Origin of the sequence: Kocuria rosea (assembly GCF_023715525.1) — a bacterium.
Classification (GTDB): Bacteria; Actinomycetota; Actinomycetes; order Actinomycetales; family Micrococcaceae; genus Kocuria; species Kocuria rosea_A.
In genome coordinates this window covers 1-20,581 of the sequence record NZ_JAMBOG010000006.1, presented here as the reverse complement: position 1 = coordinate 20,581, position 20,581 = coordinate 1, and the positions used below count along the sequence as shown (strand labels likewise).

The 20,581-nt window shown below is 74.0% G+C and carries 20 protein-coding genes and 1 pseudogene; 10 read left to right on the top strand and 11 right to left on the bottom strand.

Annotated features, from left to right (window positions below):
- Positions 1 to 73 precede the first annotated feature (73 nt).
- The gene (locus M3185_RS05720; RefSeq protein ID WP_285859543.1) at positions 74 to 871 is read right to left on the bottom strand and encodes an IclR family transcriptional regulator; all 798 of its coding nucleotides are present in this window, start codon (positions 869 to 871) and stop codon (positions 74 to 76) included.
- A 284-nt stretch (positions 872 to 1,155) separates the two neighbouring features.
- On the opposite strand from M3185_RS05720, the gene M3185_RS05715 reads away from it, so the two are divergent.
- On the top strand, positions 1,156 to 1,929 hold the full coding sequence (locus tag M3185_RS05715; RefSeq protein WP_251332715.1) for an SDR family NAD(P)-dependent oxidoreductase: 774 nt from the start codon (positions 1,156 to 1,158) through the stop codon (positions 1,927 to 1,929).
- Positions 1,930 to 2,167: 238 nt separating this feature from the next.
- Here M3185_RS05715 and M3185_RS05710 read toward each other — a convergent pair whose 3' ends face one another.
- A complete protein-coding gene (locus tag M3185_RS05710) occupies positions 2,168 to 3,202 on the bottom strand; it encodes a transketolase family protein (protein ID WP_251332714.1) in 1,035 nt (344 codons plus the stop codon).
- Positions 3,199 to 4,062: a transketolase gene (locus M3185_RS05705; RefSeq protein ID WP_251332713.1), complete on the bottom strand. Its 864-nt coding sequence runs from the start codon at positions 4,060 to 4,062 to the stop codon at positions 3,199 to 3,201. The genes M3185_RS05710 and M3185_RS05705 overlap by 4 nt, the downstream gene beginning before the upstream one ends.
- A gap of 373 nt (positions 4,063 to 4,435) precedes the next feature.
- Between M3185_RS05705 and M3185_RS05700 the strand changes: the two genes are divergently transcribed.
- Positions 4,436 to 5,773: an MFS transporter gene (locus M3185_RS05700; RefSeq protein WP_251332712.1), complete on the top strand. Its 1,338-nt coding sequence runs from the start codon at positions 4,436 to 4,438 to the stop codon at positions 5,771 to 5,773.
- A 350-nt stretch (positions 5,774 to 6,123) separates the two neighbouring features.
- Positions 6,124 to 6,783 (top strand): GntR family transcriptional regulator, encoded by a 660-nt coding sequence (locus tag M3185_RS05695; protein ID WP_251332711.1) that lies wholly within the window; start codon positions 6,124 to 6,126, stop codon positions 6,781 to 6,783.
- A 57-nt stretch (positions 6,784 to 6,840) separates the two neighbouring features.
- On the opposite strand, the gene M3185_RS05690 is transcribed toward M3185_RS05695, so the two are convergent.
- Positions 6,841 to 7,596, bottom strand: a complete 756-nt coding sequence (locus M3185_RS05690; protein WP_251332710.1) for a DeoR/GlpR family DNA-binding transcription regulator — start codon at positions 7,594 to 7,596, stop codon at positions 6,841 to 6,843.
- A gap of 76 nt (positions 7,597 to 7,672) precedes the next feature.
- Between M3185_RS05690 and M3185_RS05685 the strand changes: the two genes are divergently transcribed.
- Both M3185_RS05685 and M3185_RS05680 read left to right on the top strand, forming a co-directional pair.
- Positions 7,673 to 8,356, top strand: a complete 684-nt coding sequence (locus M3185_RS05685; protein ID WP_251332709.1) for a histidine phosphatase family protein — start codon at positions 7,673 to 7,675, stop codon at positions 8,354 to 8,356.
- Between the two features lie 322 nt (positions 8,357 to 8,678).
- Positions 8,679 to 9,554, top strand: a complete 876-nt coding sequence (locus M3185_RS05680) for a helix-turn-helix domain-containing protein (RefSeq protein WP_251332708.1) — start codon at positions 8,679 to 8,681, stop codon at positions 9,552 to 9,554.
- 55 nt (positions 9,555 to 9,609) lie between these two features.
- On the opposite strand, the gene M3185_RS05675 is transcribed toward M3185_RS05680, so the two are convergent.
- The 3 genes from M3185_RS05675 to M3185_RS05665 all read right to left on the bottom strand — a co-directional run bounded on the left by M3185_RS05675 (position 9,610) and on the right by M3185_RS05665 (position 11,582).
- The gene (locus M3185_RS05675; protein WP_251332707.1) at positions 9,610 to 10,071 is read right to left on the bottom strand and encodes an SRPBCC family protein; all 462 of its coding nucleotides are present in this window, start codon (positions 10,069 to 10,071) and stop codon (positions 9,610 to 9,612) included.
- Complete coding sequence (locus M3185_RS05670; protein WP_251332706.1) at positions 10,058 to 11,290, bottom strand: FAD-dependent oxidoreductase; 1,233 nt, start codon at positions 11,288 to 11,290, stop codon at positions 10,058 to 10,060. Before M3185_RS05670 ends, M3185_RS05675 begins: the two co-directional genes overlap by 14 nt.
- A gap of 97 nt (positions 11,291 to 11,387) precedes the next feature.
- Positions 11,388 to 11,582: a hypothetical protein gene (locus M3185_RS05665; RefSeq protein WP_251332705.1), complete on the bottom strand. Its 195-nt coding sequence runs from the start codon at positions 11,580 to 11,582 to the stop codon at positions 11,388 to 11,390.
- Positions 11,583 to 11,791: 209 nt separating this feature from the next.
- Between M3185_RS05665 and M3185_RS05660 the strand changes: the two genes are divergently transcribed.
- From M3185_RS05660 to M3185_RS05640, 5 genes are all read left to right on the top strand, one after another.
- On the top strand, positions 11,792 to 12,970 hold the full coding sequence (locus tag M3185_RS05660) for a PP2C family protein-serine/threonine phosphatase (RefSeq protein ID WP_251332704.1): 1,179 nt from the start codon (positions 11,792 to 11,794) through the stop codon (positions 12,968 to 12,970).
- 263 nt (positions 12,971 to 13,233) lie between these two features.
- A complete protein-coding gene (locus M3185_RS05655) occupies positions 13,234 to 14,034 on the top strand; it encodes an ATP-binding cassette domain-containing protein (protein ID WP_251332703.1) in 801 nt (266 codons plus the stop codon).
- The gene (locus M3185_RS05650) at positions 14,031 to 14,804 is read left to right on the top strand and encodes an ABC transporter ATP-binding protein (protein ID WP_308222175.1); all 774 of its coding nucleotides are present in this window, start codon (positions 14,031 to 14,033) and stop codon (positions 14,802 to 14,804) included. Before M3185_RS05655 ends, M3185_RS05650 begins: the two co-directional genes overlap by 4 nt.
- A 132-nt stretch (positions 14,805 to 14,936) precedes the next feature.
- The gene (locus M3185_RS05645) at positions 14,937 to 16,484 is read left to right on the top strand and encodes an ABC transporter substrate-binding protein (RefSeq protein ID WP_251332702.1); all 1,548 of its coding nucleotides are present in this window, start codon (positions 14,937 to 14,939) and stop codon (positions 16,482 to 16,484) included.
- A complete protein-coding gene (locus M3185_RS05640) occupies positions 16,481 to 18,250 on the top strand; it encodes an ABC transporter permease subunit (protein WP_251332701.1) in 1,770 nt (589 codons plus the stop codon). Before M3185_RS05645 ends, M3185_RS05640 begins: the two co-directional genes overlap by 4 nt.
- A gap of 181 nt (positions 18,251 to 18,431) precedes the next feature.
- Here the strand turns inward: M3185_RS05640 and M3185_RS05635 are convergent, their stop codons facing one another.
- From M3185_RS05635 to M3185_RS05620, 4 genes and pseudogenes are all read right to left on the bottom strand, one after another.
- Entirely contained in the window at positions 18,432 to 18,725 is a 294-nt protein-coding gene (locus M3185_RS05635; protein WP_251332700.1) for a hypothetical protein, read from the bottom strand.
- Positions 18,726 to 18,859: 134 nt separating this feature from the next.
- The gene (locus M3185_RS05630) at positions 18,860 to 19,627 is read right to left on the bottom strand and encodes a GAF and ANTAR domain-containing protein (protein ID WP_251332699.1); all 768 of its coding nucleotides are present in this window, start codon (positions 19,625 to 19,627) and stop codon (positions 18,860 to 18,862) included.
- Positions 19,628 to 19,980: 353 nt separating this feature from the next.
- Entirely contained in the window at positions 19,981 to 20,340 is a 360-nt protein-coding gene (locus M3185_RS05625; protein ID WP_251332698.1) for a hypothetical protein, read from the bottom strand.
- Positions 20,276 to 20,581: pseudogene (locus tag M3185_RS05620) on the bottom strand (hypothetical protein); the annotation flags it as partial. The gene M3185_RS05625 and the pseudogene M3185_RS05620, both read right to left, overlap by 65 nt.

Below are 20,581 nucleotides of genomic sequence, written 5' to 3'. Positions count from 1 at the left end.
CCGGGCGACGGCGGGAAGCGGAAGCCCGTGCGCGCTCATTCTGCCGGTGCGGTGATCCTGCAGGTTTCGTCCGTCACGGGGAGACCAGGTGAGGGTCGGTGCGGAGCCGGCGGTTGAGGTCCTCGGCGGCGGCCTGGAGGGCGGTGGCGGCTCGGGGGGTGGGCGGGGCCCCGGCGGGGCCGGTGATGCTGAGGGCTCCCACGGGCAGGCCGTCGGCCCGGCGGAGGGCGGCGGCGACCGCGCTGAGGCCTGGGCCGGACTCCTGGAGGTCCCAGGCGGTGCCGTGGGCCCGCACGCCGTCGAGCTCGCGGTCCAGGGCGGTGCCGGAGGTGATGGTCCGCGGCCCCGCCCGCTCCAGGGGGCTCCTGAGGTAGAGGGACAGCCACTCGGCGGGGTAGCGGGCCAGCATCGCCTTGCCGGCCGCGGTGGCGTGGGCGGGCAGGCGGTCCCCGGCCTGCGGGACCCCCGGCCGTCGGCTCGGACCGCTCAGGGCCTCGACGACCAGGACCTCGCGTCCCTCCAGCACGCTCAGCTGCACGGGCCGGCCGGTGGCCCGGTGCAGGTCCACCATGGTGGTCAGGGCCAGCCGGCGCACCTCGTGGGGCCGCTGCGTCCTCGCGCCGAGCTCGAACATCTTCAGGCCCAGCAGCACCTCGTAGCCCCGCCGCTCCAGCAGGCCCTGCTCGACCAGCTCCTTGACGATGCGGTGCACGCACGACAGCGACAGGCCGGTGCGGTGGGCCAGCTCGGAGCACCGCGCGGACCCGGGACCGCCGGAGAAGGCCGCCAGGACGAGGGCCGCCTTCGCGGCCATGGACAGCGTCGAGGCGTCGGGACCTGCCCGCCCGGGGTCGATGCTGACGGCGCTCATCAGATCCTTCCCGCCCTCTCCACCACGTGCTCTCCTCGCCTGTGTCCTGCGTCACTTCCCGGAACAAATCCTCGCGGAGTGAACGTTGACTGTCAACAGTCAACTGCGATAGCGTGACATGGCACACAGTCCGGCGCTGCACGTCGAGGCCCACGCCGATGGCGCCGGCCACTGAGGGCGCTGCTCTGCACGGCAGGAGCGCCCTCCAGGACGAACCCTTCCCAGGGTTCCCGGCCGTGTCGCAGCCCGAGACCCGTTCATCCCTGACCCATTCGAGGAGCATCATGTCGAGTACTCAACGCACCGCTGTCATCACCGGCGCCACCTCCGAGAAGGGCATCGGCGTCACCACCGCCCGCCGCTTCGCCCGCGAGGGCTGGGGGGTCGTGATCCTGGACCTCGACGGTGAGAAGTCCGCGCAGGTCGCCCGGGGCATCGCGCAGGAGTGCGGTGTGCCGGCCTTCGGCCACGCGGTCGACGTGTCCGACGAGGCCTCGGTCACCGCCGCCCACGACGCCGTGGCCGCCGAGGTCGCCGCGGGCGACCTGCCCCCCGTGGGGGCGGTGGTCAACATCGCCGGCATCACCTCCCCGGTGGACTTCCTGGACACCACCCTGGAGCTGTGGCACAAGGTCATGGACGTCAACGCCACCGGCACCTACCTGGTCACCAAGGCCTTCCTCCCCGAGATGATCGAGAACGGCTGGGGCCGGATCGTGAACATGTCCTCCGTCTCCGCCCAGCGCGGCGGCGGGGTCTTCGGCAAGGTGCCCTACTCCTCGGCGAAGGCGGCCGTCCTGGGCTTCACCAAGGCCCTGGCCCGTGAGCTGGGCCCGACCGGGGTGACCGTCAACGCCGTCACCCCGGGTGCGGTGGACACCAACATCCGGGTCGGCAGCACCCCGGAGCAGGAGGCCGCCATTGCTGCGAGCGTTCCCGTGGGGCGCACGGCGACCACCGAGGAGGTCGCGGCGTCGATCACCTTCCTCGCCTCCGAGGACGCCGCCTACCTCACGGGTGTGACCCTGGACATCAACGGCGGCAGCCACATGCACTGACATCCACCGCCCGTGCGACGGCGCCCGGACCCCTCGGAGGACCGAGGGGCCCGGGCGCCGTCGTGCCGGTGGGGCGCCGGTCCGGCATCTCCCCGCCCGATTTCCTCGCGTTCCCGCCCCGTTCCCTCGCGGAGGCTGGTGCCCGTGCCGTGGGCGCAGCGGCAGCGGCCGCACACGGCTGTGGGCCGGACGGAGCGGTCCCCGTCCGGCCCACAGCCGTGTTGTGGTGCGTCCGCGATCAGTCCGCGCGTTCGGTGCGGCGGGGGTGGAGGAGGGTCTTGATCTTCTCGACGATCTTGGTGGTGGAGACCCCGTAGCGGTCGTTGAGGGTGGGCAGGGCCCCGGCGTCGAGGAACGCGTCGGGCAGCCCGACGGGAGTGATCTGGCGCAGGATGCCGTCGCGCACGGCCGCGTGGGCGACGGCGTCGAAGAGCCCGCCGATCACGGTGTGGTTCTCGCAGGTGAGCACCAGGCGGTCCCGGCCCAGTTCCCGCAGGATGGTGTCCTCGTCCAGTGGCTTGAGGGTGGGCACGTGGAGCACCGCGACGTCGACCTTGTCGGCCTCCAGGGCCCTGGCGGCCTCGAGGGCGCGTTCGGTCATCAGCCCGGTGGAGATCAGCAGCACCTCCGCCCCGTCCCGCAGCATCTTGGCCTTGCCCAGCTCGAACGTGTAGTCGTACTCGTCGAGCACCCGGGGCACCTTCCCGCGCAGGATGCGGGTGTAGGTGGGCCCGTCGTGGGCGGCCAATTGCGGGACGGCCTGTTCGATGTCCACCGCGTCGCACGGGTCCACGATGGTGAGGTTGGGCATCCCGCGCAGGATCGCGATGTCCTCGGTCGCCTGGTGGGAGGGCCCGTAGCCGGTGGTGAGCCCGGGCAGGGCGCAGACCATGTTGACGTTGAGGTCGGCCTCGGCGATGTCCAGGCACAGGAAGTCGTAGGCCCGGCGGGTGGCGAAGACCGAGTAGGTGGAGGCGAAGGGGACGAAGCCCTCCATGGCCAGGCCGGCGGCGGCCCCGAGCAGGGCCTGCTCGGCCATGCCGATCTGGTAGAAGCGGTCCGGCATGGCGTCGCGCAGGATGTGCAGGTCGGTGTACTTGGCCAGATCCGCTGACAGGCCCACGATCCGCTCGTCGCGGGCCGCGAGCTCCACCAGGGCGTGGCCCAGCGGGGCCGCGGTGGTGCGCTGGCCCTCACGGGCCAGGGAGGCGCTCATGGCGTCGGAGGTCAGCCTCTGCTTGGGGGCGGCGCTGGTGTTCTGGGTGGTGTTCATGCCTGGGACGACTCCTTCAGTCGGTCGTGGGCCTTCTGCCATTCGTCGGCGGCGACGGACATGAAGTGCAGCTTCTCGCGGTTCTCCAGGAAGTCGACGCCCTTGCCGAGCTTGGTGTTCACGACCAGGCACCGCGGCTGCCGTACCTCGAGGGCGCGCAGCTCCTCCAGGGCGGTGAGCACGGCGGCGACGTCGTTGCCGTCGACCCGGCGGGTGATCCAGCCGAAGGACTCGAACTTGCCCTCGATGGGCTCCATGCCCAGCATCGCCTGGCTCTTGCCGTCGGCCTGCTGGTCGTTGAAGTCCACGATCGCGATCAGGTTGTCCAGCTCGTGGTGGGCGGCCACGGCGGCGGCCTCCCAGGTGGAGCCCTCGTTGAGCTCCCCGTCGGAGAGGATGTTGTAGACGAACGCGGGGTTGTCCTTGCGCTTCAGGCCCAGGGCCACTCCGTTGGCGATCACCAGGCCGTGGCCCAGGGACCCGCCGGAGATCTCCACCCCCGGGGTGTAGGAGGCCATCGCCGACATCGGCAGGCGGGAGTCGTCGGTCGCGTAGGTCTCCAGCTCCTCCAGCGGGAGGAACTTCGCCTCCGCCAGGGCCGCGTAGAGCGCCAGGGCGTAGTGGCCGATGGAGAGCAGGCACCGGTCCCGGCCCTCCCACTCCGGCTCCTCCGGGCGCAGGTTGAGCTGGTCGGCGTAGAGCACGGCCAGCACGTCGGCGATGTCCAGGGCCTGGCCGATGTAGCCCTGGCCCTGGACCTCGGCCTGGATCAGCGCATTGGTGCGGATCCGGAAGGCCGCCTCCTTGATCCGCTGCAGGCGCTCGGTCTCGACCGGAGCCGGTTCGGTGGTTGTTGGCATGGGTTTCACCTCGAGTGATGTGGGTCGTGGCGCGGACGGTGGGCGGCGGGGAGGCCGTGCGAGGACCGCGCACCTGCTGTGCCGGCCGGTGCGCACCAGGGCTCTCCCGCCCCGAGCCGGCTCGCGCCGATCGGGGCGTTTCACGGGCCGAGCCCGCGGCTGAAGGCCTCCGGTCCGCCGAAACCTCCAACGTTGACAGTTAACAGTGAAGCAGGTCACGTTGGTGCTGGCAAGAGGGGCTCGGTTCGCGGAGGAGCCGGGAGTGCACGTCCCCCTGCCGTGCACCGGTTCACTGCTGACTGTTGACAGTGACTGTGGTGTGACTCACACTGGACGCACTTGTTGTTAACAGTCAACACCGGAAGGGTTGATCATGAGCACTGATGCTCTCCAGATGCGCGGCCACGTGCACGGCACCAAGGACGCCAAGCGCGTGGCCGTCGGTTCCGGTGTGGGCGCGGTCATCGAGACCTACGACTTCATCGGCTTCGGCACCGCCGCCGCCCTCTACTTCGGCCCGGCGTTCTTCCCCGGGGCCGACCCCGTGACCGCCACGCTGGCCTCCTTCGCCACCCTGGGCGTGGGGTTCGCCGCCCGCCCGCTGGGCGGGATCATCGGCGGGCACCTCGGCGACAAGGTGGGCCGCAAGCCGGTGCTGGTGACCTCGCTGATCGTCATGGGCCTGGCCACCTTCCTCATCGGCCTGCTGCCCACCTACGCCCAGGTCGGGATCATCGCCCCGATCCTGCTGGTGGTCGTGCGCATCGTGCAGGGCCTGGCCTTCGGGGCCGAGTGGGGCGGGGCCATCCTGATGAGCTACGAGCACGCCCCCTGGAAGTCCAAGGGCAAGTACACCGGCATCGTCCAGGCCGGCTTCCCCGTCGGGCTGCTGCTGGCCAACCTGGTGTTCCTCGCCAGCGCGAACCTCGCGGGCGACCTGGCCTGGCGCATCCCGTTCCTGGCCTCCATCGTGCTGGTCGTCGTGGGGCTCATCATCCGCTCCAAGGTGCCCGAGTCCCCGGTGTTCGACGACGTCAAGGACCACGGCGACATCGTGAAGAACCCGATCGTGCAAGTGATCAGGGACGACTGGCGCAACATCGTGCGCGGCATCTGCCTGCGCGTCGCCGAGACGGCCGGCTACGCCGTGTCGGTGACCTACATGATCTCCTACCTGCACACCGCCGAGCTGGCCACCAAGACCGAGACCCTCACCGCCCTGTGCGTGGCCTCCGCGATCGGCATCTTCGCCACGATGGCCTGGGCGCGACTGACCGACCGCATCGGCCGGCGCCCGCTCTACATCGCCTCCTGCGCCTTCGCGGCCGCCTTCGGGATCCCGATGTTCCTGCTGACCAACACCGGCGCGTTCCTGGCCGTGATCGCCACCATCGTCATCGCCTACGCGGTGTGCCAGAACTCCCTGGCCGGGGCTCAGGGCGCCTGGTTCCCCGAGCTCTTCCAGGCCAACACCCGCTCCTCGGGGGCGTCGCTGGCCTACCAGATCTCCGCGATGGTCTCGGGGTTCACGCCCTTCATCACCACCCTGCTCTTCATCCAGCTCGGCTGGACGGGCCCGGCCCTGCTGTTCTCCGCCTACGCGGTGATCGGCCTGCTCGCCGCCCTGCTCACCCGTGAGACCTGGGGGCCGGCGGAGCGACGCCTCGCCGAGGAGGCCTCCGTCCAGGAGCCCGTGCCTGCCGGTTCGTGAGCGACGCGCGCTCGCCGGCTCCGGAGCCCGGGGCCGACGGCCGGGAAGCAGCGGGTGCGGCCCGGTCCCAGGCGGGACCGGGCCGCACCCGTGTCCGCCGGCGGGCGGACGAGGCGCCTCGCAGGATCCGTGCACCGGGGACCTCCGGTCCGGCTGAGCGGATTGTCCTCCGTCAACGGTTAACCGGCACGTATGATCGAGGCATGGCCGGATCGGCCGCGGCAACCCGCAGGGGTCTGCACCGGGGCCGCGCTGGAAGCGCCGCGTCATGAGAACGGCACCGGCCCGCCGTGACCGCAGACCACAGGGCCACAGACCTCTCTCGCCCCCGCTCTCGAAGGACGACCTCGATGACCACTCAGACAGCCGCCCTGGCGGGCCTGGCCAAGGTGAACCTGCGCCAGCAGGCCCTGACGGCGCTGCGTCGTGCCATCACCACCGGAGAGCTGCCCCCCGGCACCCACCTGGTGGAGACGGAGCTGTCCGAGCAGCTGCAGATCAGCCGCGGCACCCTGCGCGAGGCCATGCGCCAGCTCCAGCAGGAAGGCCTCATCTCCGCCGGGGCCCGCGGCCGGCTGTCCGTGCGCAGCCTGGACGCCAAGGAGATCCTGGACATCTTCGCCGTCCGCGCGGCCCTGGAGGCCCTGGCCGTCCGGACCCTGAGCCAGGCGGAGAACCGCGACGCGGCCGTGGCCACCCTGCGCGAGGCGGTGCGGGCCATGGAGGAGGCCGTCGAGCACACGATGGAGGAGCGGATCGAGGCCGACCTGAACTTCCACCGCACCCTGTGCCAGCTCACCGGCAACGCCATGCTCCTGCACTCGTGGCAGTCCCTGGAGGGATCGATCCGGATGTCGTTCATGTGGGCCGGCATGGAACGGGCCGTCGGGAACATGCGCGTGGACCGGCACACCACCATCGTCGACGTCATCGCCGCCGGCGACGCGGCCGCGGCCGCGGACTACATGCTCTCCCACATGGACGAGGCCGCCGCCAACCTCGTCACCTGAGCGTCCGCCGGGGCCCGAGGGCCCCGCCCGTCGGGAGCGCCGGCGTGGCCGTGCTGCCTAGACCGTGATGACCTCGAGGCCGAGCTCGGCCGCGCGGGCCTGCTCGTGGGGGGAGAGCACGTGGTCGGTGATGACGGTCGTGAGGGCGTCGGCGTCGGCGACCCACCCGAAGGTGGTCCTGCCCCACTTCGTCTCGTCGCACAGCAGGACCACGCGGCCGGAGTACCGGATGGCGGCGGTCTTGATCGCCGCGTCCTCTGCGTCGTAGGAGGTCACGCCCTCGGGGAACGAGAACCCGCAGCAGGAGATCACGGCGGTGTCGAAGCGCATGGTCGTGATGCTGTTGAGCGCCTGGGCCCCGGTGGCGGAGAGCTCGTCGGGGCGGATGTCCCCGCCGCACACGGTGATCGGGACGCCGGCGTCACCAAGGACGGTCGCGGCCCGCAGGGACAGCGGCACCACGCGCAGGCTGGGGTCCTGGAGGTGGCGCGCCACCTCCAGGCAGGTGGTGCCTCCGTCGAGCACGACGCTCTCGCTGGGAGCCAGCATCGCGACGGCGGCAGCGGCGATGCGCCGCTTGGCCTCGGGGTTGACCGAGGTGCGAGCGGCGAACGGCGTGGTGACACCGCGCAGGGACAGCCGGCGGGCGCCGCCGTGCGTGCGCCGCAGGACGCCCTCCTTGTCCAGCTGCACCAGGTCCCGGCGCACGGTCGCTTCCGAGGCTCCCAGCCTGTCCACGAGCTCGGCCACGCTGACGTTCTCGGCGGTCTCGAGCAGGCGCAGGATGCCTTCCCGCCGTTCCAGTGTTCCCATGCGCGCAGTCTATGCCCATGTGATCGTTCGATCACATTTGCTCGACTGATCGATCAACTTCCGTAGGATGGGAACCATGCGACTGCTGCTCATCCGCCACGGCCAGACCCAGCCCAACGCCGACGAGGTGATCGACACCCGGATCCCCGGGCCCCCGCTGACCGCCCTGGGAACCCGGCAGGCGGCGGCGCTGCCGGAGGCACTGGCGCAGGTCCTGGCCGGGGAGGACCTCGGGGCGCTGTGGGTCTCGAGCATGCTCCGCACCCACCAGACCGCCGCGCCCCTGGCCCGGGCGCACGGGCTGAGCCCGGTCGAGCGCCACGGCCTCCACGAGATCCAGGCCCCGCACTGGGAGCTCTCCGGGGACCCCGCCCACCTCGACGCCTACTACGACGTCGTGCTCTCCTGGGCCCACGGGCAGCTGCAGCGGCCGATGCCCGGCGGGGAGACCGGCGAGGAGTTCTTCGCCCGCTACGACGCCGTCGTCGACGAGGCCGTGCGCGCCGCCCGGGCGGCCGGGCAGGACACCGTGGCGGTGGTCGGCCACGGCACGGCCATCCGCTGCTGGAGCGCCCGGCGGGCGGACAACCTCGACGCCGCCACCCTGGAACGGCGCCCGCTGGAGAACACCGGCGTGGTGGTCCTCCAGGCCACCCCCCAGGGCGCACGCCCCTGGACGTGCCGCACCTGGATGGGCGCACCCCCCAGCGGCATCGGCGCCCACGCCCCGGCCGGGCCCGCCGGCGCACCGCTCGCCTGAGCCCCCGCCGCCGCGGGCCCCGGTCACCGTCGGGCGGCTCGACGGTGGCCGGGTCCTGCCGGTCACCGGCACGGACGTCGCCGAGGAGGTGCATGACGACCCCGGCCAGGGGGCGCTCCTCCTGGTGCGGTGGTCGATGCTCCGTCGTCGGAGGGGCGGCAGCGGAGGAGAGGTGGCGCGAGGTGAGGGCGCAGACGGCCACCCCGGTGTGCACCGGGCGGGCATGCTCCCCGGTCAGCCCTCATGGCCGGCAGGGAGTCCCTGCTGAGGGGTGTACCGGCAGGGTGTCCCTGGCGTGGCGGAGCAGATCTATCCTGGCGGGATGGACAACCGCACCGAGGTCCGCGAGTTCCTCATGTCACGCCGGGCCAAGCTCACCCCCGAGGCCGCCGGACTGCCGGCCGGGGGCACCCGGCGGGTGCCGGGGCTGCGCCGGAGCGAGGTCGCGGCCCTGGCCGGGGTGAGCGTGGAGTACTACGCCAAGCTCGAGCGCGGGCAGGTCGCCGGGGCCAGCGCCTCGGTGCTCGAGGCGATCGCCGCCGCCCTGGGCCTCGACGACACCGAGCGGGCCCACCTGTTCGACCTGGCCCGGGCCGCCGACGGTGTGCCCACCTCGGGACGGCCCCGGCGGCGGGCCGTCAGGCCGGTGACGGCCCGGCCCTCCCTGCAGTGGGCGCTGGAGGCGAGCACCGAGGCGGTGGCCTTCGTGCGCGATGCGCGCCAGGACCTGCTGGCCGTCAACGCCCTGGGGCGGGCCTTCTACGCCCCGCTGATCGGGGCGGGCGGGCGCACCCCGAACCTGGCCCGGTTCCAGTTCCTGGATCCGGCCTCCCGGGACTTCTACCCCGACTGGGAGGCCTTCGCGGGGATGTGCGTGGCGATCATGCGCGCCGAGGCCGGCCGGGACCCGCACGATCACCGGCTGCAGGAGCTGGTGGGGGAGCTGTCCACCCGCAGCGAGGTCTTCCGCACCCTGTGGGGGGCGCACGACGTGCGGACCCACGGGGCCGGCACCAAGCGCTTCCACCACCCGGTGGTGGGGGAGCTGGTCCTGGCCTACGAGGAGCTGGCCGTCACCGCCGAGCCCGGGCACGTGCTCATGATCTACACCGCCGAGCCCGGCTCGCCCTCGGCCGAGCGGCTGCGGCTGCTGGCCTCCTGGGCCGCCGACCGCCCCGCCGCCGTTCCCCGCTCCTGACCGCGCCCCTGGCCGCGGCCCTGCCGGGGACGACGGGGCCGCTCCGGCGGCGGGTTCACGGCTCCAGGTGGCGGGCCAGGTTCGCCAGGGACGAGGCGAGACCGGCCGCGTGGGCGTCCGCGGAGATCCCCGCGGGAACGTCGTCGGCACGGATGTCCACGCGGGTGCCGCCGTCGACCTCGGTGACCTCCCACGTCATGGTCATGGTGCCGGCGTAGGCGGGGTCGTCGGAGACGAAGTCCACGGCCTGCACGATGCGCACGCCGGGGACGATGTCGACGAAGCGCACGTCCACGACGTCGGAGTCGGCGGTGGCCTTGCCGGGAACGGCCGGGGCGCTGGCGTAGGTGAGGACCATGCGGTAGGACCCTCCCGGCCGGGCGTCGAACCGTTCGAAACGACCGCTCATCCCCTCCGGGGGCAACCATGCCGCGAGCGCGTCCGGGTCGACCAGGGCGGCGTAGACCTGGTCCGGGGAGGCGGCGACCACCCGGGAGGCGGTGTCAGTTCGTGCCACGGCGCCATCGTAGGGCCTCGGCCCCGTTCACGGCGTCCATCGGGTCGGGTCCCGGGCCGGCTGCCGGCACGCGGGTGCGCCCGAGCAGCGAACCCGCCAGCGCACGGTTCAACCCGGGCAGCGCGAGGAGGCGGAGGGCCGCGTGCCGCTTCCGCAGCGTCGCGCTGCTCGACGGGAGGAACCACTCGATCCCGGATCGTCCGGCTCGTTGTCGTTCGGCGACGACAGGCCTCCAGCGCCGTTCGTAGGCGGACAGCCCGTCCGGCACCGTGGGCGCCGACGCGAGCTGGGCGGCGAGCACGGACGCGCCGGCCACCGCGAGCGAGGCGCCCTGGCCGGCGACGAGCGACACGGCCTGACAGGCGTCCCCTGCCAGCACGACATGGCCGGCGCTCCACCGGGGGACCTCCACCTGGGCGACGACGTCGTAGTACATCCCGCCGGAGGGCGGGCAGCGGTCGAGCGCTGTGGGCACCAGCCAGCCGAGGCCCGCGAACGCGGTCCGCAGCGCCGCACGGGCATCGTCGGGCCTGGCCGCCTCCGGGGTGCGGTGCACCGTGAAGACGGCGGTCCGGCCGTCGCGCAGTGCGTAGAGGCCCATCATCCGATCGACGGTGTCGGTGAGGTGCAGGCGGTCCCCGAGCAGAGCGGGCAGGTGCGGATCGGTGAACGTGAAGGCCGCGGTGTGCAGCCCGAGGAGGCGGATGTACTGCTCCTCCGGGCCGAAGACCAGTGATCGGGTTCGGGAGTGGATGCCGTCGGCGCCCACCAGCAGGTCCGCCTCGAGGACGGTCCCGTCGTCCAGGACCCCGCGGACCGAGCCGGGCCCGTCGTCGATCCGGTCCACCGTGCACCCGAAGCGCAGGTCGACGCTGCCGGCGACCTGCTCGCGCAGGGCGAGCTCGAGGTCGGGGCGCATGAGGCTCATCAGCCGGCCGTCCAGCGCGCGGGCGAAGCGGGCGTAGCCGGCGCCGGCTCGACGCCGGCCGTGGTCGTCGACGTAGACCAGCTCGGAGATGGGGTGGCTCAGCTCGCGCAGTCGCGGCAGGATCCCCATCGCCTCCGCGGCCGCGTACCCGGGACCGAAGAAGTCGAGCATGTAGCCCTCGGCGCGGGGTCCGGCGGCGCTCTCCACCACCGTGACCGCCCAGCCCTGACGGTGGAGCTGCAGGGCGCAGCTGAGACCGGCGATGCCGGCGCCGCAGATGATGGCTCTCACGGTCAGGTCCTACGTCACGCGGTTGTTCTTCCCACGATTCTGGACAGGTCCGCGTCGTTGCGGAAGGGGGGTGTGCGTTCCGGCGGCCGTGCCCCGCTCACGGGCCTGCGATGAGGCGCAGGCCCCGGCCGTGCTGCCGGGACCGCAGCGGTGCCTCCGCCTGGACCGCCCATCCGTCCTGGTGCTGCTCGGAGCGTGGCGCCGGTCCCGCGACCGCGAGGACGGGCCCGAGCACCACCATCCCGATCGACGGGTCGTGCAGCGAGTGGCCCCACAGGAGCGTGCCGCGCATGCCGGTCACCTCCCCGACGGCCGCGTCGAGATCCTGGCCGGGGCAGGTCGCGGGATGCCCTTCGCCCAGCCTGTGCAGTTCGACGACGTGCTCGGCTCCTGGCCGGCGCCGAACCGGAAGCAGGTCCCGACCTCCGGGCAGGCCCCGTCGAGGGTCTCCGGGAGTGCGGTGCCGGCTCCGTGCTCGCGGGGGCCGGTAGCGTAGGGGCCATGACAGTGGATGCTGGGACCCCCGAGGAGGCAGCCCGGGTGCGCGCTCTGCACGCGCTGAACGTCCTCGACACCCCCAAGGAGGAGCGCTACGACCGGGTGGTGCGCATCGCCCAGCAGGTCTTCGGGGTGAAGGCCGCCGCGGTGAACCTCATCGACGCCGACCGGCAGTTCACCAAGGCCGAGACCGGGCTGGACGGGCTGGTCCACGCCGCCCGCACCGACTCGCTGTGCGCCCGCACCGTCGAGGCCGACGCCCCGCTGGTGGTGCCCGACGCGGTGGTCGAGGCGCGGTTCGCCGGCAGTGCCTTCATCGCCGGACCGGACCCGGTGCGCTTCTACGCCGGGCACCCGCTGCACGCCCCCGGCGGGGAGCCGGTGGGCTCGCTGTGCCTGGTCGATGACCGTCCCAGGGAGCTGGACGCGCGGGAGCGTCGCCTGCTGGCCGAGATGGCCGGGTGGGTCGAGCGCGAGCTCGCCGCCCAGGACGAGATGGACCGCGCCGCCCAGGTCCATCGCCTGATCATGCCGCAGTCCACCCCCCGGCTGGACGGCTACGAGCTGGCGGGCCGCTGCACGCCCACCCGGGACCTGGGCGGGGACTTCTACGACTGGTTCCCGCTCGGTGACCAGCTGCAGGTCAACGTCGCCGACGTGATGGGCAAGGGAGTGCCGGCGGCCCTGCTGGCCTCCTCGGCCCGCACCGCCCTGCGCGGAGCGTCCGGGTTCCTCGGCCTGCCCGAGGCGGTCGACGAGGCCGCGGCCACGATCGCGCCGGTGCTGGAGGAGGCCGGGGCGTTCGTCACCGCGATCTGCGTGCGCCTGGACCCGGGCACCGGGGGCCTGCGCTGCGTCGATGCCGGCCACGGGCTCGGGGCGATCTACCGGCCCGACGGCGGCTACCGGCGCCTGCGCTACTCCGGCCCGCCCATCGGGGTCCTGCCCGGCCTGCGCTGGGAGGCCCACGACGACGTCCTGGCCCCGGGCGAGACCCTGGTGGTGGTCTCCGACGGCTTCCTGGACTACTTCTCCGACGACACCGCGGCGATCCGGGCGGCCGCGCAGCTGATGGCCGACACCGCCGACCCGCAGGAGTTCGTCGACCGTGCCACCGCGTTCGCGCTCGAGCGCGGCCGGGAGGACGACGTCACGGTCGTGGCGCTGCACCGCCGGCCCTGAGCCGGACCCGTCCACCGCACGCACGCACCGTCCCGCAGTGCCGGTGGCCGAGGGCGGTCCTCCATCCGGCCGGCGCCACCACGGCCCCGGTGATCCTGCGCAGAGGCGGCAGGGGGTCGTCGCCGGCCTCGGACGCTGGGCGCGGCAGTGGTGGGGCGGTTCCCGGAAGCCGGCGCGCCCCGAAGGGCACGCCCATTTGTTTAATGCGAATGATACTCATTAGCATGGGAGCCTGCTGATGAAACTCTGACGAGGGAGAGTCCGTGCGCGCTCGGGCCCGGTGGGACGTGGTGGATCTGGGTGTCACCGTGGGCGGAACGCCTGTGCTGCAGGACGTGAGCTTCCGGGTGGAGCCCGGCCGGCGGACGGCTCTGCTCGGGGCCTCGGGGTCGGGCAAGTCGCTGACCGCCCTGGCCCTGCTGGGGCTGCTGGGCCCGCAGTTCCAGGTGGAGGGCACCGTGCGCGTGGACGGCCACGAGCTGCCGTGGCGCCAGGCGCCGGGACGGCGTCCCGGGGTGGCGGCGGTCTTCCAGGACTCGACGACCGCCCTGAACCCGGTGGTCCGCCTGGACCGGCAGCTGCTGCCCCCGATCGCCCGCCGGCGGGGGCTCACCGCCGGCAACGCCAGAGACCTCGTGCAGGGGCTGCTGGCCGAGGTGGGCTTCGAGGACCCGGGGCGGATCCTGGACAGCCGGTCCGCGCAGCTGTCCGGTGGTCAGCGCCAGCGGGTGTGCCTGGCGTGGGCCATGGCGGCCTCCCCGGGGCTGCTGGTGGCCGACGAGCCGACGACGGCCCTGGACATGATCAGCCAGCGCCACGTGGTCGACGCGCTGCGCCGGTGCACGGGGGAGGGGCGCAGCTCCTTGCTGTTCATCACCCATGATCTGGCCGTCGCGGCCAGCCTGTGCGAGCACGCCGTGGTCCTCGAGCGCGGACGGGTGGTGGAGTCCGGGCCCATGGACCGGATCCTCGCTTCCCCGCAGGCGCCGTTCACCGCCGCTCTGGTGGCCGCCGCCCAGGCCGGTCAGCCGCCTGCTGCGGCACCGGTGGGAGTGGCCTCGTGACCCCGCCGCCCGAGCCGGTCACCCTCCGCGGTGTGGGACTGGGCAAGTCCTACCGCGGCCCCTCGGGAACCGCCTCGGCGCTGGTCGACGTGGACGTGAGCGTCCGTGAGGGGACGGCCCTGGGGGTGGTGGGCCCGTCCGGGTCCGGGAAGTCCACGCTGCTGTCCGTGCTCCTCGGAGCGCAGCGCCCGGACCGGGGCCGTGTGCTGTTCGACGGCGCGCCCGCGGCCGGTCGGCAGCGGATCCGCCGGCTGCGCCGGGCGGTGCAGTACGTCCCGCAGGATCCGGCCTCCAGCCTCGACCCCCGCCGGTCCGTGGGCCGGCAGCTGCGGGAGCCGCTGCGGCGGTTCCGCGTGGACGGCGACCATGCCCGCATGGTCCGGGAGGCGCTGGAGCGGGTGGGGCTGGGCGCCGAGCACCTGGACCGGCGCCCCCACGAGCTGTCCGGGGGACAGGCCCAGCGGGTGGCCATCGCCCGCGCCCTGGTGATCCGGCCCCGGATCCTGCTGGCCGACGAGGCGGTGAGCGGGCTCGACGTGCCCCTGCGCCGGCAGGTGCTGCAGCTGCTGCGGGAGCTGCACACCGAGGCGGGGCTGGGCCTGCTGTTCGTCTCCCACGACCTGGCCGCGATCCGGTTCCTGTGCGACCGGGCGCTGGTGCTGGACCACGGACGGGTGGTCGAGGAGGGGCTCACCGGCCGGCTCCTCGACGCTCCTCGTCACCGGCTGACCCGGGAGCTGGTGGATGCTGTTCCGCGCCTGCCCGCCTGAGGCCCGCACACCACCGGGCGCCCAGCCGGTGGCCGACCACGGCGTCCACGCCGTGGTCGCGTTCCCGGCCGGTGCCCTGGGTGCCCTCACCGGTCCGTCGTCCGCACCGTCTTCCTCCGAAAGGACCCCTCGATGATCCTCCGCCCGCCTCCGTCCCGTTCCCGCTCCGCCCGCCGCCTCGGCGCGGCCGGTGTGGCCGGCGCCAGCGCCGTGCTGCTCACCGGATGCTTCTCCGCGGACCCCGGTGCCGCCGGCGGAGACGGCGGCACCGGGGGGCGGATCGAGGTGGCCATGCTCCAGCCGCCCCGCTCCGGGCTGTCCCCGCTCAGCGACGACGCGTTCAAGCTCTCCCGGTGGTCCACCGCCGAGACGCTGGTGCGCCTCGACGAGGCCGGTGAGGCCCAGCCGCAGCTGGCCACCGACTGGCAGCAGCTCGACGGCACCACGTGGTCCTTCACCATCCGCGACGGGGTGACCTTCCACGACGGCACCGCGCTGACGGCCGACAACGCCGCGGCCGCCCTGCAGCACGCCGCGAGCGCGTCCCCGGCCCCGCGGATCCTCGACGGGGTGCAGATGGAGGTGGACGCCGAGGGCGACACGGTGCGGGTGACCACTGCCGAGACCGACCCGCTGGTCCCGCAGCGGCTGTCCAGTCCCCAGCTGGCGATCCTGGCCCCGGCCGCCTACGAGGGCACCGCGGTGGACCCGGTCGGTCACGGCACCGGGCCCTTCGAGCTCACCGGCGTGGACGGCACCTCCGGGGCCACCCTCGACCGCTACGAGGACCACTGGAACGGTCCGGCCGCGGCGGCGGGCATCGACGTGTCCTTCGTGCCCGACGGGACGGCCCGGGCCGCGGCCCTGCGGACCGGGGAGGCCGACGTCGTCGAGGCCGTGCCCGTCGGCCAGGCCGCCCGGATCGAGCAGGACCTCCTGCAGGAGGTGCCCATGCCGCGCACCAACACCGTCTACCTCAACACCGAGCAGGGCCCGTTCGCCGACCCCGCGATCCGGGCGGCCGCCCGGGAGGCCCTGGACCCCGGGGCGGTCGTCGAGGGGGTCTACGAGGGCCGGGCCGATGAGGCTGCCGGCCTGCTGGGCCCGGCCATCCCCTACGCGGCGGCCGGCCGGGACACCGGCGCCTACCGCACCGCCCTGGCGGACCGGGCCCAGCCCGAGGACCCCCAGGGCAGGAAGATCACCATCGGCACGTTCACCGACCGCGCCGAGCTGCCGGAGGTCGCGGTCCAGCTGCAGCAGCAGCTGGAGGCCGCCGGCTTCGAGGTCGACCTGGACGTGCGCGAGTACCAGTACATCGAGGCCGACGCCCTCGAGGGCGAGTTCGACGCGTTCGTCCTCTCCCGGGCCACCGTGCTGGACTCCGGGGACCCGGTGGCCTACCTGGTCAGCGACTTCGGCTGCGAGGGCTCCTTCAACCTCTCCCAGTTCTGCTCCGAGGCCGTCGACGCGGCCCTGGACCGGGCCGAGAAGGCCGCCCCCGGGGAGGAGCGGCGCGCGGCCATCATGGAGGCGGAGGCGGCGATCCTGGCCGAGGACGCCGCGATCCCGATGCTGCACGAGCGTGTGATCCAGGGCGAGCAGAGCGGCGTGGCCGGTGCCGCCCGTGATCCGCGCGAACGCGAGCTGGTCACCGCCGAGACCACCGTGGCCGGATGAGGGGACGGGGTTGGGCCGCGGCCCTGATCTCGCGCACCGCGTCGCTGGCCGCGGTGGTGGTGCTCATCGGGGCGCTGCCGTGGTTGTCGGGCAGCAGCCCCGAGTACACGATCCTGCGCGCCCGCTACGCCGACCGGGAGCCCACCCCGGAGGTCCTCGCCCAGATCCGTGCCGAGCTCGGCCTGGACCGCGGTCCCCTGGGCGTGTTCACCGACTGGGCCTCCGGGGTGCTCGCCGGAGACCTCGGAACCTCGTGGATCTCCGGGCACCCGGTGCTGCCCGGGGTGGTGCAGGCCGTGGGGGTGTCGATGACCCTGATGGGAGCCGCCCTGGTGGTCGCCCTGGTGCTCGCCGTCCTGCTGTGCCTGCCCGCGGTGCGGGCCGGGCTGGACGGGCGGCCCGCCCGGGGCGCGGGCACGGCGGCGGCGGCACTGACGGCGCTGCCGGAGTTCCTGCTGGCCGCCGTGCTGCTGGTGGTCGTGGCGGTGGGACTGGGGTGGCTGCCCCCGTACGGGTGGCGCGGACCCGAGCACGTGGTCCTGCCCGCCCTGGCCCTGGGGATCCCGGCCGGCGGGCTGATCGGGCGGCTGGCCGGGACCGCCCTGGCCGGGGCCTTCACCGAGCCCTGGGTGCAGGCCTGGGCCGTGGCCGGCCACCCCCGGACCCGCATCGCCGCCGCGGTCACCCGCCGGGCCCTGCCCGGGGTGGTGGGACAGATCGGGCTGGTCGTCATCGGCCTCACCGGCGGTGCGGTGGCCGTCGAGGAGGTCTTCGCCGTCCCGGGCCTGGGCCGGTCCCTGCTGGGGGCCGCCGCGGCCCAGGACCTGCCCACCCTGCAGGCCGGAACCCTGGTCCTGCTCGTGCTGGCCACGGTCTGTGGGGCCCTGGCGGTGACCGCCCAACGGGTCCTGCTCGGACCCGCCGCCCGGACCGGACACCTGCCCGTGCCCCGCCCGCCTGCGGTGCCGCGACCCCGGTGGTGGGCGGTCCCGGCGGCCTCCGCCACCGCCCTGGCGGCCCTGGTCCTCACCGGGCTCCTCCGCGATCCCTACAGCTCCGCCCACGAGCGGCTCCAGGCCCCGTCGCCCGCCCTGCCCCTGGGGGCTGACGCCGCCGGGCGCGACGTCCTGGCCCGGGTCGGCCACGGCGCGGTGGACACCCTGGGGCTGGCCCTGCTGGTGGCCGCCGCCTGCCTGGTCATCGGCCTGGCCGTGGGACTGACCGGACGCTGGTCCACCGGCCCGGTCGAGGTCACCAACGCCGCGCCCCCGATCGTCGCCGGCATCCTCGTGGTGGCCGTCGCCGGGCCCTCCGGAGCGGGAGCCGCGCTCGCCGTGACCGCGGTGAGCTGGGCCCCGCTGGCGGCCCACACCGCCGCCCTGGCCGCCGAGATCAGCGGCCGCCCCTACGTCCGGGTGCTGCCGCTGCTGGGCGTGGGCCGGGCACGGGTCCTGCTCGGCACCGTCCTGCCCTCCCTGCTGCCGGAGGTGAGCCGCCACGCGGTCCTGCGCCTGCCCGGCATCGCCCTGGCCCTGGCCGCCCTGGGCTTCCTCGGGCTCGGACACCAGCCCCCCACCCCCGAGTGGGGGCTGCTGCTGGCCGAGGGCATCGGCTACGTCGAACGCGCCCCCTGGACCGTGCTCGGCCCGGCCTCCGCCCTGGTGCTCGCCGCCGTCCTCGCCGTCTCCCTCTCCAGCGTCGAGAGCGCACCTCGTCCCGGCCTGCCGCAGGGTCCGGTCCCGGCGACGCCGGGGAGTTCTCGGTGATCCCCTCGGGACCGTCCCGAGAAGCCCCTGGAGACCCCGTCCACGGAGGTGCTGCGGTGTCAGGGCACCACGCCGGGATGCACGGGCCGCGGAGGAGCTCCGGCGGTTGCCGCCCTTCTTCCCCAGGGGCGCTCCCCTGGACGGCATCGGCGCCCCGGCCGGGTCCGGGCTCGTGGAAGGGTCAGGGGCGGCCGGTGCACTCCCGGTAGTCCAGTTCGACGCTCAGGTCCCGGTGCCGTTCCATGGTCACGGGGTGGGGCCCGGCCGGGGAGAGGTGCTCGTGGTCGAGCTGACGGGTGAGGCGGCTGTGCAGCAGCTGCACCTGCTCCAGGGGCAGGTGCTCCAGGTCGTCGGGGAAGTCCTGGTCCGGGGCCAGCAGCGTGGCCGGGACCAGGACGGGAGGATCCGTGCGACGGGTCGGGCTGCGCCGACCGCAGGCCGGCTCCTGGGCGGTGTGGTCGGGGGCAGGATGCACAGCAGCTTCTTTCGGTGGCTACGACAAGGTCGTGGCCGACTGCCCGACGCGTCTGCCGGCCTAGAGCATCTCCTCCGCGCGCAGCACCCGGGGTGCCCTGGCGGAGTGGGCGCCCAGCACGGGGCCGGATCGGGTCACGCCACGGCCCCGCCGGTGGCCGGCGGGGTGGAGGGGTTGAAGTGGGCGGTCACCGGCCCGTTGTTGGCGCGGGTCACCAGCTCGGCGGCCAGCTCCCGCAGCTTGATGTTGCGCCGGTTGGAGAGGGACTTGAGCAGCTCCACCGCTTCGTCGTGCGTGCAGCCCTGCCGGCCCATGACGATGCCCACCGCCAGGTCGATGGTGCTCCGCGACTGCATGGCCGCGCCCATGTCGGCCTCGGTGTCGTGGTGACGGGCCAGGCGCACGGCCAGCCGCATCGCGCGGGAGGCCAGGGCGACCTCGCGCTCGATCGCCGCGACGGTCGTGGGGTCGAACTGGCGGAGGGACTCGGAGTAGACGTTCAGGGCGGCCCTGGCCTCCCCGTCGAGGTCGAAAGGGGCGGCCAGCACGGAGCGGATCCCGGTGCCGGCCGCGGCCCGGGCGTAGGGCGGCCACCGGTCGTCGCTGCGGCTGTCGGCCAGCAGCACCAGCCGCTGCTCCTCCGCGGCCGTCAGGCACGGGCCGCCGTCGAAGGCGTACTGGACCTCGTCCAGGGCCGCGGCGCGTTCGTGGCTGGTGGCCACCGTGGCCGCGGTGCTCCCGCGCAGCACGGTGATCGAGCACCACAGGTCCTCGGCCCCCTCGGCGAGGGCGGCGGCTGTGCCGGCCACGAACTGCTGGAGGAAGTCGGTCAGATCCGTCGAGCTCAGCAGCAGCTCCTCCAGTTCCAGGGCGCGTGCGTTGATCACCGTCAGATCCGCCATGGGTCCAACCCCCGTTCTGTGTCCTGCGCGGACCCCCTCGCCGCGCCCGAGACCGGTGTGGAGGCACACCGGCGGCAGAACTGTACCAGGAGGTAACCGCACCGGAGCCCGACGTCACGGTCCCGGACCTTCATGCACCGTCCTGACCGCGCCCGCCCCGGGGTCCGCGCGCCCGTGCGGGGCGGTCGGCATCACGGGGGTGAGCGGGCAGACCGGGGCCAGGGCCGTCAGCGCGGTGCGCACGGCGTGGAAGAGGTTCCACCGGCCGGGAGCCGGTGATCTCGACGTTGGCCCGCACGGCGTGACCGTCAGGGCAGTGGTGCACAGCACACCCGCCGCCGCGAGGAGCACGCTCATCCTCCTGCGGGCAGGCGCTCGACCTGGACGGCGACGTCGCGGAGGATCTCCGGCCAGTCCCCCCGGCCGGACTCCGGGCCCAGGCGGACGACGACGCCGGCGGGGTCGACGTGGACGAACTGCCCGATGCTGCCGCGGGCGTAGAAGCGGCCCGCACGGGCGGTGTCGACCCACCACCAGTACTGGCGGCGGGCGGCCGGGCCCCCGGAGGCGTCCCGTGCGGTGGCCCGTTCCAGGACCGGGCCCATCAGCAGCGGGCTGCAGTCGTTGCGGTGCCACCGCTGCCCGGCGTCATCCCGCGGCGGCGCGGGGCCCGGGACCGAGGAGCCCGGCGGCAGCCAGGACCAGCAGCTCACGCTGCTCCCGCGGCAGCCGCACGCGGCGGCGCAGATAGGCCTCCACGTCGATCGCGGTGGCCTCCCCGCCGAGGCCGACGTACTCCCACCACAGCTGGACCGTCTCGACCCCGGCCGCGGCCAGCGCCTGCTGGACCCGGCGTGCCTGACGGCTGCCGCTGGCGTCCTCGTCCACGGGCTCCTCCTCGTGACCTCGCCGTGGCGCACGGGCGCGGGACGACGCTGTCCCGGGCCCGTGCGC